Here is a 12,622-nt window from a genome sequence, read left to right on the forward strand (position 1 = left end):
CGCCTGGAGCAGCGACGGGCTGAACGGGCGGAGCAGAACCGGGAGGCGGCCTCTGAACGCCTGGCGCAGCAGGAGGCTGAACGCCTCCAGCGGGAGCAGGAGGCGGCCGAACAGGACCGCGCTGAACGCCTGGAGCGGGAGCGGCTCGACCGTGAGGAGCGGCTGGCCCGGGAGGCACGGGAGCACGAAGCGGCGCAGCTGCAGGCGCAGCGCGACCACGAAGCGGCCACGGCCCGCGAACGGGCGGAGCGGGAGGAGCGGCTGGCTCAGCAGGAGGCCGACCGCCAGGACCGCCGGGAGGCCCAGGAGCGCGCCGAACGCCTCCGCCGTGAGCAGCAGGAGCAGCAGCGAATCGAGGCGGAGGAGGCGGCCCGCAAGGCGGAGGCCGACCGCCTGGAGGCGGAGCGAACGGCCAGGGCTGAACAGGTCCGCGCCGCCCGGGAGAGCAAGCGGGCTGAACGGTCCGGCCGCCGGGCTGAACAGCAGCCCCCGGCCGCCGCGCTGAACACCACGGGCACCGTTCAGGCGGAGCCCCGGGAGCTGTCCCAGGAGGAGGCCCTGGCCGCCGTGGAAGAGGCGTTCAGCGGAGGGCTGTCCCAGCGCAAGGCGGCCGTCCTGTGCGGCCGTAGCCCGGCCTGGGTGAACGCGGAGTACGCCCGTCTCCGCACCGCCCAGGAGGAGGCGCGGCCGGTCCTGGCCGCCGCCGGATAACGACCCCGAGGGGGAGCCATGCGCAAGCACGACGTACCCGAGGACAAAGCGAGCAGCATCGCATACGACGCGTTCACGACCGGACAGCCCGCCACCACGGCCGCCCAACTCACTGGCCGCTCCCTGGCCTGGGCAGAGCAGCAGTACCGGACGCTCCGCCGCCGGGGGGTCTGCCCGATGGCCGGACAGCTGGCCTTCGACCTGACGAACCCCGAGTAGCCCGACCCGCGCACCCGAAGCGCCCCCGCCGGATCATCGGTGGGGGCGCCTTCGCGTCTTCACGGGGCTACTGCATGCCGTAGGTACTGCACGCAGTCAGCGAAGGTCACGGAGATCCTCGAGCACCGCGGCCGCCAATTCGTCGTCCTCGACCAGCCGACGCACCAGCACTCGAACGACGTCCGCCAACGGGACGTCCGCGACCTCGAGCTCATCGGCCGCTCCCCCAAGCCACCGCTTGAGCTTCCGGTGAAGTTCCGGCGCCATGTCGATGGTGGTCCGGACCGGCTTGGTCCTCAGAGTGGCCGGCCGCCGCGGCGCCGGAGTCTCCTCCTGCCTGCCGGCGGCCGCGCGCATCATCCGCGCTTCACGGTCCGCGGCCGTCTCCCGGGCCGCGCTCATCGGCTGCTCCCATCCCGGGCAAGGAGCTCAGTGGCGAGCGCGTCGTAGGCCGTACCCCGTGCGTCGATCGGTGCGCCGAAGGACTGCGCGTACAGCTCGAGCCGCGGCACGGTGGTGGACAGCACGTTGTGGCCCTGGGCGGTGAGCACGCGGCGCGCCATCGGGCCGGACGCGGCGCCGGAGACCACGCGATTGAGCAGCACGCTCGAGCGCGCGTCGTCGGGGCGTACCGCCTCGAGGTCCTCGACTTCCTTCCGGATCGGTGCCATCCGGTCCAGCTCCACCCCGGACGGGGCGACCGGGAGGATCAGCTCCCGTGCCCAGCGCATCGCGGAGCGGGCAATCCCCGCGTGGTCCTCGATCTGCGGGACGTCCACGATCGCGGCATCCATTCCACCGGCCACGTCCGGGATTCGGCGGTGCAGGTCCTTTACGGGCAGACCCGCAACCCGGAACGGGAAACCGTCCGCCAGATCGGACCAGCGCAGCGCGGACGCGGCGGGGTCGGCATCGACCAGCAGCACGCGCAGGCCGCGGGCATGGAGCGCGTGGGCGAGCCACACGGCGGACGTTGTCTTGCCCGTCCCCGGCTTCAGGTTCACGAGAGAGATGCTCAGCACCCGCGCGACCCTACCCACCGGCCCGTCATGCAGTAGCAGCGGCAGGGCGGGATGCCGTAGCTACTGCATGCAGTACCGGGCCAGGGGAGGGGTTCCCCGGGGCGCCTGCCGGCCGATCGGGTCCGTATGGCACCCCAGCCGCTGTACGGGTTTCTGAGGCCGCGGCAGGGCCACCGACACCAGGCCGCCCAGCGGACTGCCATACGGCCCCCGGTGGGCCCGTAGCGGCTCGAGGGGGCACGCCCAGGGGCAGTGTCCGGCTTGCCCCTGCTTAGCAGCCATAACCGATGTGTACCGGTATCGGCTGCTGCTCACGGTCCGTCACTTCACGCCCCGAGATGCGTCGTTCGTGTCCCACCCTGTCCACTCCTGTCGGGCCTGTCACCCCCAAATCCGTCTGACCAGTAGTGTTACATCTATGCCCATAGATGTGTACACTCGGAGCCATGACGACGACTCGCACCACCCCGCTCCGGTTGGTCATGCTGCTCCGGGTCTCCACCGCCGGACAGCTGGACGGGTACGGACTCGAGGCCCAGGAGAAGGACTGCCGGAAGTGGGCCCGTACCGCCGGCCCGGCCTTCGGCGGGGTGCGCATCGTCAAGGTCTGCACCGATGAGGCCATCACCGGAAAGGCGGGCGACGACGAGCGGCCCGGGCTGCAGGAGGCCCTGCAGATGCTCGCCAACGGGGAGGCTGACGGGCTGCTCGCCCCGAACCTCGACCGCGTCGCCCGACAGCTCACCCAGCAGGAAGCGATCCTGTCCGTCGTCTGGGCGCACGGCTCCCGCGCCTTCACCGCGGACCGCGGCGAGCACCTCCCCGACGACGACGACGACCCAATGCGCACGTTCGTCCGGCAGGTCATGGGCGCAGCTGCTCAGCTCGAGCGCGGACTCATCGTCAAGCGGCTCAAGGGCGGCCGGCGCACCAAGGCCGCGGCCGGTGGGTACGCGACCGGCGCCCCCGCCTACGGACAGAAAGCCGTGAACAAGGAACTCACCCCCGACGCCACGGAAGCGGCCGTGCTCGAGCAAATGCGGGGGTGGCAAGCCGAAGGCGTGAGCGTCCGCGGCATCGTCGCCCGACTGAACGAGCAGGGGATCCCCTCGAAGCGCGGCGGGCAGTGGCACCCCACCACCGTGGCCCGGCTGCTCAACCCGGACGCGCGCGCAGCTGCTCGCCAGCAGTCGGCCGCGGCCCGGGCCGCCGAGCGCGAGCAGACCAAGCGCGCCCGCGCGGACCGCATGCTCTCCCGCCTGACCTGACCCGACCTACGGAGGAACCTCATGGAGCACGAAGCGCGCGAAGCCATGGCCGACACCATCCGGGATGCTCTTGACGCCTACTTCGCGGAGGTAGACCCGGAGGACGCAGACACCGACGACATGGCGTGGACCATCGTCCGGTACATGGAGCGCAGCAACCCAGCCTGACCGAACTGACAGCAGGGCCCGCGACTTCCCCGGCCGCGGGCCCTTCGCGTGCCCAAGGGGGGCCGGAGCCCCGCGAAGTTCACAGCCCCGTGGGCGACCCAACCCCCTTCTCGCCCCCATTTTTGTGCAAGCCCCCTCAAAGACGCGCGGCTGACCCGGTGGGCCCTGCTCCACCACTGTCCGGGGGCTCTGCTGCGGCACACCTCTGGCACTTTTGACGCTGCCGCCCCTCCGAAGCGGCCATTTCCCGTGAGGCGGGACAGCACCCTGCTAGCTGCTAGGCCGCAGCTCACCCCATGGATCAGGTGCTAGCGGCCCTGCAGACCTAGCAGCCCCTCCCCGCTAGACCTAGCAGCCCATGCTGCCGCCCCGGTTCCTCGCGCTCTCACGCGCGCAGGGATCCGGTTCCCCTCCTCGCGCGCGTATAGGAGCGGGGGCCGGCCTTTTTTGGTGCGACCCGATCTCAGCCCCGCGCCCAGCTGAGAAGTTTCTCCCCAGGGCCAAAATCCGTCCGCCATCATCGCGGCCGTCACCGGAACGCTCCGCCACGCCAACCCCTGCCACGACAACGCCAGCCGCTGCACGCAGCCGCTACACCGCGACCGGTCGCGGCCCCTGCCACGCGCGGGGGGTAGGGGAGTCTCAATCGCTCCGCCGATCCGGCAGGGACCCGCCCGGGTCAGCCGCATGTACCGCTGCTCAGAACGCGGGATAGGGGGGTGACCCCCAGCCGCTCGGGGGACGGACCGCCGGGAAGCTCCCGCCCTGCTCCGTCAGGTTCAAAACGCCAGACCCGTACATGAGGGCAGCCCCCGCCCCCGCGGTCCGTCACGACGACGTCGACAGGGCCGCCCCCGGTGCCCGCGCTCGCCTTCCAGCAGACAGACAAACAGGAGCGGCTACGCCGCACGCCCATCGGCCGGCACCCGCCGGACGGCCTTGGCCACCGCTGCCGACAGGCGGGGGGTGGGTGGTGTCTGTAGGGGCTATCCACCCCCCGGTGGAGGTCCGTCTCCGGCCCTGGCCGGATGCCGTGCTCGGGTCCGCTCTAGCGATCTTGGTAGAGGGTTGAAGAGGCTTTTCCGAAACTCTCCATGTGTGCGCCTATGGAGAAGAACCGGGAAACCCTCTTTAACCCTCTACTTCCGCAGGTCAGGGCGCTGCGTGCGAGCAGCAGAGCGCCCCCGCTCGGAGGAACGGGGGCGCTCGAGGTCACGGGTTGGTCAGTCCCCGTCGTCATCGGTCCCGGCCAGCATCACGCCGATGTAGTGGCGGGTGCCGTTGCGGGTCTTCTTCTCGTACCCGCGGGTCGCCATCGACTCCGAGAACGAGACCTCGGATCCCGACTGCTCACCACTTGCCTGACACCACGCGGTCCACGCGGTGAAGAGGTCTCGGGCCTTGATCACGCCGTGAGGGTTGCGAATCGTCCGCTCCTCGAGGAACCGCCCGAGAACGTCGCTCGCAGCCTGATACTCCTGCGTCCGGACCTTGACCGCCTCCGGCGGGTTGAGCCCCTGCTCCTGGTAGTCGAGCCACCCGTCATAGACCCAGCCGAGCACGGCCGGGGCCGACTTCTTCAACCGGTCCGGCAGGCTCCCGTCCCGCTCCTCGACCGGGATGACGACGTCGAAGGGGACCACCAGGATGCGGCGCCACACGGCAGGGTCGTCACCGGAGACGGCCGGCAGGTGGTTGGTCAACATGATGAGCAGGTGCGACGGGTCGAAGGTGATCGGGTTCTTGTGCATCAGGTTCGCCTCGATCGGGTCGCCACCGACGAGCCGCTTCATGGTGGCCTCAGCGAACCGCTTGCCCTTCTCCGTCTCGGAGCAGAACACCAGCCGGGCACCGCGCAGCCGCATTTTGAACGCGCCGTGCCGCTCGTGCTTCGACTCCATGAGGATCGCCGGGTCTACCTCGATCGCGTAGTCACCAAAGGCAGTCATGACGGCATCCCGGAGCGTGCCCTTACCGTTCGCCCCGGTCCCGGTGAAGATCGGCATCACGTGTTCGGTGACCTTGCCGAGCATCGCGTAGCCAAAGAGCCGCTGCACGAATGCCCTGACGTCCGGGTCGGGGAGGATCCGCTCGAGGAACGCCTCCCACTCGGCTGCTCCCCCTTCACCTTCGGAACCTTCCTGATCATCATCCAGACCCGCCCCCGCGACCTTCGTAATGAGGTCATCGCGGCAGCAGTCGGTGACGTCACCCGACAGCAGGTTCACGGTCCCGGTCGGCGTGTTGAACAGGTACGGGTCGGCATCTAGCTGCTTGCTCGCCACGCTCATGGGCGCGCGGGCTGATGCGATCTTGACCATGCCCTCCAGCCCGCTCGCGCTCTCCGACTTCCGGATGTCCTTGTACAGGTCATCGCGTTCGTCTCCGCCCATGTCCTCGAGGGCGCGCAGTGCGTTCTTCACGGTCTCGACCGCGCAGCTGAGGTCAACGCGCTTCTCGTCCATCAGCCATCGGGAGTCGTCCCACTCGTACCACCCGATCCCGTGGACGTGCCGCAGCGCGCTGCCGTGGTCCTCCAAGAACCGTTCGGCCATCCGCAGCTGTCCGCGGTGCTGGACGGGCCGCTGCCGGCGCACGACCCGTCGCTGCGCGGGGGGCCGGGGTGCCTGCTCCTCGAACTGCTCCCCTGCCCACATGTCGTCAGCAGTCGTCGTCACGCTGCACCCGCTCCGCTGCCGTCGCGCACGCCGCGTTCCCACCCTGACCTGATAGTTCGGAGCGCTTCCCGCTCCCCACCCTGGAGACCAGCCTCGAGCGCTGCGCCGAGCAGCTGCTCCCGCACGGTCGTCTCGTCCAGCACGGCCGGGGCCGTCTCGTGCAGTTCGCCTAGCCACCGGGCCGCGCCGTACAGCTTGCCGTTCCGCTCGCCCGGGGCCGCAGTCGACACCCGCTCTGCAGCAGAGTTCAGGGCCGCCGCGGCCGCGCGCTCGGCACGGTCGCCGGTCGGCAGCGCACGGACCGGAGCAGGGCGCCGGACCGGGGTGGCGGGAGCAGCGGCCGGCCGGAGCAGCTCGAGCAGCCACCCGGGGAGCGGCTGGGGCCGAACGTCGGCCGGGGATACGCGGGTGTACGGCTTGCCCTGCGCCGCGCTGTGCGAGCCTGCCGCGATGACCAGCCCGCCCACTCCCCGCACGTCCACCAGCGGGCCCAGGTGGGGCGCTCCGGGGCCGTCCCCGGTTGCGCAGCCGATGAGCGCCCCCTCGGTGGGCTGGAGGAAGTACAGGTGCATCCCGCCGGACGGGGTCAGGACCGTGTACGTGTCCGGCCACGGGGCGCCTGCCTCCCGCATCAGCAGCTCGAGGACGTCGGTACCGCCCGAGCAGCCCGCCCAGCGGCCGGCCAGCGGGGCGCTCCCGTCCTTCGGCATGTCGAGATCAACGACGACCAGCCCGCGGCCGTCCGTGCCGCGCCCGGTGAGGATGCCGACGTGGGCGCGCTTGAAGCGGCCGGACCACCACGCCTGTACCTGCTCCGGGTCGGAGAACGGGGCGAGATCTTCCGGGGTCGCGTCACGGGCGAATCCCTTGACCATCGGGCCTTTGTCGGTCCGGGAGCAGGGGATGACGGGGATGCCGCGGCGGGCCCACGTGAGTGCCACGGACAGCTGATGTTCGGCCATGTTGGGCTGCTGGCGCGTGGACACATCGTCCACCCTGTTGGCTGCACGGGGGGTGGGTAGTGCAGTGCCGTTAGGCCGGTTGACCTGCTCGTTTTCCTGCATGGGTGCGTCCCTGAATGATCTAGGGGGCGGCCCCAAGCGTGGACACGTCGGCCGGAGCCCGCGTTCCCAGCCATGCATGGACTGATTTACGCTGTGCTGGCAGGCGTCGAATCTGCAAAGCACTCCGGTGTCCCGCTCGGGTTGCCGCCCGATGGGTAAAATTCCCGGTATGCGTCCCTGGGGGCTCGGTGTTCCACCACCGGGCCCCTGACGCATTTCTGTGGCTAGGCCACGACCGGGAGGGGCTGCTCTCTGTTCAGTTCGGAGCTGTGGATCCGGATCAGACGGCCTGCCGGGCCGACCTTCCGCATCCGCAGCTGACCGCTGTTTGCCCAGCGGGTGACGGTACGAGGGGAGACCCGAAAGTGTTCGGCTACCTCATTGACCGTCAGCCACTCGACGTCCGTATGGGACAGCGTGGCCATGTGTGCCCTCCTGCGGCTCTAGTGCCTATCAGGATGGTACCGGCCATGGTCGACAACATGAGCGGCCCGCAGTGCGTCATGCACGGCCCTTCCCGGCCCTGAAACGCGGCAGGTTGTGAGTCTCAGTGAGATTCAGTGAGTTCTCGGCAGGTCTCGGCACGTCTCGGCATGCTCGAATTGGTTCGAACTGAATGACGAGTTGGGCAGGTCATCCCACGATCCCGAGGGTGACCCGGTGGTGCAGCTGCGCCGTGGTCACGGTGACGAACACGGTGTCGCCCTCGGAGTTCCGGACGATACCGACGATGCGGAACCCCGGGGATCCGGCAGGGACTCCGAGCGCTTCGCATGCCGCGTCGGCCATGGGCTCGGCTGTGATGATGCATTCCGTGTGTGCCACGTCCCAGGACAGCCAGTCGGCCATGCGCACGCCTGCCGGCGGCTTGGCCCCGTCCACTCCGGCCGGGGCCAGCATGGGAGGGGTGCCCTCGAAGCCCTCGGGCACGCGGGCGGCCACGTCGTAAGGGACCACGGTCAGCTTGTGCTGTACAGCCACGTCGTCCACGTACCGGATGCGGTGCCGCTCGACCACGGTGGTTCCCTCGGGGATCCCCCAGGCGGCCAGGTCGGCGGCCGCCACCTGGCGCACCAGGGTGGTCTCTTCACGGGCCTCTCCGTCGCCGGTCGGCTTCCACGCCTGGGCGGCCGTCAGGTCCGGCGGCGCGAACTCTCCCAGGTGCGCGTCCGACTGCTTCGCGGCCGTGACCCGCGTGCCGCTCCTCGGATCGGTGCGCACCAGCCCGAGGGCGCCTAGCGCGGCATACGCTGCGGAGACCGTCTGGGGGCTTGCGCTGTACCGCTCCTGCTGCTCCCGGACGGACGGGAGTCGGCTCCCGTGCGGGATCTCCCCGGTGATGATGCGCTGGCGGATGTCGGCCGCGATGGCGTTGGCTTCCATGCCGGTTCCCCTCCTGCTGTCAGAGCAGATGCCTACTTGTCTTGACAGTCCATCTTGGAGATCTCGAGGCCCTGATGCAAGCCCCCTGACTACACAGATGCCAACTGTCTTGACAGACCGTCATGCGCTCCCTACCTTCGGGGTGTTGGAAGGAAAAGGACCCGCCCGGATGTGACCCGGACGGGCCCGAACCCCCGTGCGCATCGACACCCGGAGGTACAGCCAGCATGGCAGCGAACGGCACGCAGCGCGGGAGCGGCACGGTTCCGCCTCAGGCCGGGGCCAACGGTTCCCAGGCGAAGAACAACACCAAGCACTTCGGCTTCTCCCCCACGTTCGGGCTCAACGTCAACGTCCAGGCGAACGGGCGCGGCAGCGGGGGCACTCCTGCTGCGGGGGCGGCAGGTGCTGCCGGTGGGCAGGGTGCCGGTCAGTCGCTCCTCCCCGCCCCGGAGTTCGCCTCCCCGGCCCAGGTCCGGAACTACTGCAACAGCGTTCGGGCGGCCATGTCGATGATGGCGTTCGAGCTGGCCATGGGCGCGGAGATCATGAAGGCGACGCTGGCCCAGGTCCCCGACCCGGAAGGACGAGTAGGAGGGTCCCGGGTCCGCGCGTGGAAGGTGTCCCGGAAGCTCTCGAAGAGCGCGGACGCGGCCCTGGACGCGGCGAAGAACGCCGCCGCGACCTACGCCGCGTTCCAGCGGGAGTACGAAGAGGAGATCAACCGCGTCCGCCACCGTGCGCGGCGCCCACAGGCGCAGCGCATGAACTGGGACCAGCAGTAAGTAGGGGGTGGAGAGCATGGCGAAGGACGTAGAGAAGGTGGCGGAGGACCGGCTCAACGGTGAGTCCAGCGCGGCCGGGGTCAAGGCGTGGTTGTGGCACCGGGTCAAGCCGTTCACGCCCCCGTGGTTGATGGTCGGCGGTACGGGTGTGGTCGGCGGTCTCTCCAGCCTGATGTGGGAGAACAACGCGTTTGCGGGGGTCGGCCTCACACTGGCTTCCGTGAGCCTCACGGCGGCCACCTGGCACGCGGGCAAGGCGACCGGCCCCCAACGTCGCCTCCACTCCGCCATCACCGTGGCGGCAGGGTCGGCGTGGTTCACATCTGCCGCGCTTGCCGGCCCTTTCACCGGGCCGCTCCCGGACCTCTACCTGATGGGCGGCGGCGCGCTGGCCCTGTCGTGGAACATCCGGCAGATGCTGCGCCACAACCCGGACGCGGCGGCCAGCTCGAACTCCTCGGGCCTCCTGGACGCCATCGGCCTGGCCAAGCTCAAGTTGGGCAAAGCGAAGGTGACCGAGACGGGTCAGGTCCGCGTCCCCTTCGAGCTGGAGAAGGGCGCCATTGCGGAGGAGCTGACGAAAGCGCTCCCGAACCTGGAGTCGGCCACCGACGTCCGCCCGGGGGGCTTCCGGGTGGAGAGGGACCCAGAGTCACGCCGGCACGGCGTGCTGGTCGGAGTGCCCATGGACCCGCTGTCCGGTACCACCTGGTACCCGGGCCCGTCCGCGCCCGGAGGCTCCATCACTCAGCCGCTGGTCATCGGCATCTACGACGACACGTTGCCGCTGGAGATGACCATCCCGAAGGGCGTGCACTGGCTCATCTCGGGTGAGACGGGGAGCGGCAAGACCGAGGCAGCCATGGACATCCTGTCGGAGGTCCTGACTCGCAACGACGTGGCCGTGTGGCTGTCCGACCCGGTGAAGCGCGGTATGGACCTGGGCGCGCTGTTCCCCGCGTGTGACTGGGTGGCCCTGGAGCCGGACGACGTGGAGTCGATGGCCACCGCGGTCATGCAGTCCACCCCAGCGCGGGCGGAGTGGTTGCGCCGCCACGCGTACCGGCAGTGGGTGCCAGAGTGCGCGGTGCAGCAGACCAGCCCGGCCCACTCCTGCCAGCCCGGCCGGGCGTGCGGGTGCGCCGGTCTCCCGTTCCTCTTGGCGTGGTTCGAGGAGGCGGCGGAGGCGTTCGCCAGGCTCGACGAGGAGCTGTTCAAGCAGGCGGCCAACCAGATCCGGGCGACGGGCGCGGCCCTGGTGTTCTCCCTCCAGCGCCCCAGTCACGACCAGATGTCCACGACCGTCCGGGCCGCGCTCCCCTCGGCCCTGGTGTTCGGCATGGACGAGCGAGACGAGACCCTGGCGCTCCCGTCCGATGTGCTGGACGCCGGGGCGCACCCGGGCCAGTGGGGCGCCGGATACCCCGGTTACTGCTACCTGGTGGAGGCCGGCACCCCCGTGGCCCGGCAGATCACCCCGGCCCGCACGTTCCGCAATGACCCCGTGGTCCTGGAGTGGGTCACGGTGACGTTCGCGCCGGTCCGGACCCCGGACGCCGGGGAGGTCATGACCGCCGTGGCGACGGCCGTTGCGGGCCAGCGGTACACGGACCGGGCGGCCCTGTACGCCGCGGCGCCGACGGCCGGGGAGGGTGCCCTGGCGGCCGACTACGACGACGAGGAGGAGCGCACCGTGGAGCCGCTGGTGGACCCGGAGGACGCGGACGTGGACCCCGGCGCGGAGCTGGAGGAGTCGGAGGCTGGGGACGACACCCCTCTTATCCCGGCCGACACCCGGCCCGAACTGACCGGGGAGGAGGCGCGGGAGGCCATGGAGGTGCTGCTGGACGAGTGGCACGCCATGGGGCGCCGCACGGTCACCCCGGCGGAGCTGGTGGCCTACTCCGAGCAGATCGGCCGCAAGGAGACGTGGATCAAGAACGCCATCCGGGAGATGCGGGCAGAGGGCCGCCTGGAGGAGGACCTGAACGCGAAGAAGCCGGGAACGTACAAGATCCGCCCGCGCCAGCTCGCCAGTGCCTGACCCGTCAGTGACCGGTCAGGGTGCCTGACTCCCAGAAGTCCCCCAGGCGGGGAGGGGGTCAGATGCCCTGACGGGGTCAGTGACCCGTCAGACGACCGTCAAGACTCGTCAGAGCAGGTCAGCACCCGTCAGACCCCGAACGACAGAGGGCCGCCCCGAGCGACCGGGACGGCCCAGAGACCCACGGAGGAACCCCGTGAACCCCAACTCCCAGTATCAGGGCGGACAGCCCCAGGTGGGTACAGACGACATGCTGGCCGCGCTCATTCCGGACACTCCGGCGACGCTGACCCCGGCCCCTCGGGCGGGGGGTGCTCCTCTTCGAGCGGAGGCCGACGGGGAGGTCCCCTCCGTGGCCGCGCTCCTGGAGCTGGCCCGCCGACAGGGCGTGCTCGAAGGCCGTCTGTCCGCATCGAATGCGGCGCACTCGGGGACCCTTGTGCCGCACCCGACCACCCAGGCCCCGGCGGAAGTCAGCCCGATCGTTCCCCGGTGGGCCATCGGCACCGCGGTGGCCGCCCTCGGGGTCGGCGGGGGCCTGGCGCTCCTCGGCGTGGCCGTGGAGGCCATCAGCTCCGGGCTGGCCGCACTGGCCGCCGGGGCCGCCGCCGGGCTCCCGCTGCTCCTCCTCGGCGCGTTCGTGTTGGCCGCCATGGTCGGGGGCCGACGGAAGTCGGGCGGTTCGCTGGAGATCACCCAGCACGTGGCCATGTCGGTCACCCAGGCGATCAAGGGTGGCCGCCGGTGAAGCTCCAGACCCTGACCCCCGCACAGCTCAAGTCGGCGGAGCGGACTCTGGCGGGCGGCACGTGGGCCATCACCCTGGGCGCCATCGTCGTCTCCCTCCTGACGGCCACGCCGTTCGTGCAACGCGGGACGCCGGCCGGGTGGGAGTGGACAGCTCCCATCGTGCCCATCGTCGTGGACGCAGCCGTGGTCATCGTCGTGCGCCTGGATGCCATCGTGGCGCAGCTCGGAGGCAAGAGCGGAGGGTGGCCGCTGCTGCTCCGCTGGTACACCGCCGCCGCCTCCCTGTTCCTGAACACCGGGGATGCGCTGCTCCGTGGACACCTGGTGTACGCGCTGCTCCACGCCATCGCTCCCGTGCTGCTGATCATCACGGCGGAGACCGGTCTCCGGTACCGCGCACGCATCGCTGACGCCCTGGCGCGGCAGGAGGCTGAACGCCTGGAGCAGCGACGGGCTGAACGGGCGGAGCAGAACCGGGAGGCGGCCTCTGAACGCCTGGCGCAGCAGGAGGCTGAACGCCTCCAGCGGGA

12 protein-coding genes and 2 pseudogenes are annotated in these 12,622 nt (G+C 70.4%); 8 read left to right on the forward strand and 6 right to left on the reverse strand.

Translation table 11 applies throughout. The features are described from left to right. Positions 1-711, forward strand: a pseudogene (locus tag AB0D44_RS32995) (hypothetical protein); the annotation flags it as partial. A gap of 18 nt (positions 712-729) precedes the next feature. Then, entirely contained in the window at positions 730-930 is a 201-nt protein-coding gene (locus tag AB0D44_RS33000; protein WP_362598150.1) for a hypothetical protein, read from the forward strand. Between the two features lie 96 nt (positions 931-1,026). Here AB0D44_RS33000 and AB0D44_RS33005 read toward each other — a convergent pair whose 3' ends face one another. Continuing rightward, positions 1,027-1,332, reverse strand: a complete 306-nt coding sequence (locus AB0D44_RS33005) for a hypothetical protein (protein ID WP_362598153.1) — start codon at positions 1,330-1,332, stop codon at positions 1,027-1,029. Further along, the gene (locus AB0D44_RS33010) at positions 1,329-1,952 is read right to left on the reverse strand and encodes an AAA family ATPase (protein WP_266794496.1); all 624 of its coding nucleotides are present in this window, start codon (positions 1,950-1,952) and stop codon (positions 1,329-1,331) included. Before AB0D44_RS33010 ends, AB0D44_RS33005 begins: the two co-directional genes overlap by 4 nt. Before the next feature lie 446 nt (positions 1,953-2,398). Here AB0D44_RS33010 and AB0D44_RS33015 point away from each other — a divergent pair, with 446 nt between their 5' ends. Continuing rightward, positions 2,399-3,220 carry a recombinase family protein gene (locus tag AB0D44_RS33015; protein WP_362598156.1) on the forward strand — a complete coding sequence of 274 codons (822 nt, stop codon included), beginning with the start codon at positions 2,399-2,401 and terminating at the stop codon, positions 3,218-3,220. 21 nt (positions 3,221-3,241) lie between these two features. Further along, complete coding sequence (locus AB0D44_RS33020) at positions 3,242-3,388, forward strand: hypothetical protein (protein WP_362598159.1); 147 nt, start codon at positions 3,242-3,244, stop codon at positions 3,386-3,388. A gap of 1,223 nt (positions 3,389-4,611) precedes the next feature. Here AB0D44_RS33020 and AB0D44_RS33025 read toward each other — a convergent pair. The 4 genes from AB0D44_RS33025 to AB0D44_RS33040 form a co-directional block, all read right to left on the reverse strand. After that, entirely contained in the window at positions 4,612-5,943 is a 1,332-nt protein-coding gene (locus AB0D44_RS33025) for a phage/plasmid primase, P4 family (protein ID WP_362598162.1), read from the reverse strand. Between the two features lie 119 nt (positions 5,944-6,062). Then, complete coding sequence (locus tag AB0D44_RS33030) at positions 6,063-7,028, reverse strand: bifunctional DNA primase/polymerase (RefSeq protein ID WP_362598165.1); 966 nt, start codon at positions 7,026-7,028, stop codon at positions 6,063-6,065. A gap of 326 nt (positions 7,029-7,354) precedes the next feature. Then, positions 7,355-7,555 carry a helix-turn-helix domain-containing protein gene (locus AB0D44_RS33035; RefSeq protein ID WP_362598167.1) on the reverse strand — a complete coding sequence of 67 codons (201 nt, stop codon included), beginning with the start codon at positions 7,553-7,555 and terminating at the stop codon, positions 7,355-7,357. Positions 7,556-7,763: 208 nt separating this feature from the next. Then, positions 7,764-8,513 carry a GntR family transcriptional regulator gene (locus tag AB0D44_RS33040; RefSeq protein ID WP_362598170.1) on the reverse strand — a complete coding sequence of 250 codons (750 nt, stop codon included), beginning with the start codon at positions 8,511-8,513 and terminating at the stop codon, positions 7,764-7,766. Between the two features lie 227 nt (positions 8,514-8,740). On the opposite strand from AB0D44_RS33040, the gene traA reads away from it, so the two are divergent. The 4 genes and pseudogenes from traA to AB0D44_RS33060 form a co-directional block, all read left to right on the forward strand. Next, positions 8,741-9,298 carry a plasmid transfer protein TraA gene (traA, locus tag AB0D44_RS33045; RefSeq protein WP_362598173.1) on the forward strand — a complete coding sequence of 186 codons (558 nt, stop codon included), beginning with the start codon at positions 8,741-8,743 and terminating at the stop codon, positions 9,296-9,298. Between the two features lie 16 nt (positions 9,299-9,314). Then, positions 9,315-11,342, forward strand: coding sequence for a sporulation protein SsgA (locus AB0D44_RS33050; RefSeq protein ID WP_362598175.1), 2,028 nt, complete (start codon positions 9,315-9,317; stop codon positions 11,340-11,342). A 235-nt stretch (positions 11,343-11,577) separates the two neighbouring features. Further along, positions 11,578-12,090, forward strand: a complete 513-nt coding sequence (locus AB0D44_RS33055; protein WP_362598178.1) for a hypothetical protein — start codon at positions 11,578-11,580, stop codon at positions 12,088-12,090. Then, positions 12,087-12,622: pseudogene (locus tag AB0D44_RS33060) on the forward strand (DUF2637 domain-containing protein); the annotation flags it as partial. The gene AB0D44_RS33055 and the pseudogene AB0D44_RS33060, both read left to right, overlap by 4 nt.

The organism is Streptomyces sp. NPDC048349, assembly GCF_040651925.1.
Classification (GTDB): domain Bacteria; phylum Actinomycetota; class Actinomycetes; order Streptomycetales; family Streptomycetaceae; genus Streptomyces.

What these genes read in the sequence shown, in the direction of transcription:
- AB0D44_RS33000 (WP_362598150.1), top strand. Translation starts at nt 730, where the DNA reads ATGCGCAAGCACGACGTACCCGAGGACAAAGCGAGCAGCATCGCATAC.
- AB0D44_RS33005 (WP_362598153.1), bottom strand. Translation starts at nt 1,332, where the DNA reads ATGAGCGCGGCCCGGGAGACGGCCGCGGACCGTGAAGCGCGGATGATG.
- AB0D44_RS33015 (WP_362598156.1), top strand. Translation starts at nt 2,399, where the DNA reads ATGACGACGACTCGCACCACCCCGCTCCGGTTGGTCATGCTGCTCCGG.
- AB0D44_RS33020 (WP_362598159.1), top strand. Translation starts at nt 3,242, where the DNA reads ATGGAGCACGAAGCGCGCGAAGCCATGGCCGACACCATCCGGGATGCT.
- AB0D44_RS33025 (WP_362598162.1), bottom strand. Translation starts at nt 5,943, where the DNA reads ATGGCCGAACGGTTCTTGGAGGACCACGGCAGCGCGCTGCGGCACGTC.
- AB0D44_RS33030 (WP_362598165.1), bottom strand. Translation starts at nt 7,028, where the DNA reads ATGGCCGAACATCAGCTGTCCGTGGCACTCACGTGGGCCCGCCGCGGC.
- AB0D44_RS33035 (WP_362598167.1), bottom strand. Translation starts at nt 7,555, where the DNA reads ATGGCCACGCTGTCCCATACGGACGTCGAGTGGCTGACGGTCAATGAG.
- AB0D44_RS33040 (WP_362598170.1), bottom strand. Translation starts at nt 8,513, where the DNA reads ATGGAAGCCAACGCCATCGCGGCCGACATCCGCCAGCGCATCATCACC.
- traA (WP_362598173.1), top strand. Translation starts at nt 8,741, where the DNA reads ATGGCAGCGAACGGCACGCAGCGCGGGAGCGGCACGGTTCCGCCTCAG.
- AB0D44_RS33050 (WP_362598175.1), top strand. Translation starts at nt 9,315, where the DNA reads ATGGCGAAGGACGTAGAGAAGGTGGCGGAGGACCGGCTCAACGGTGAG.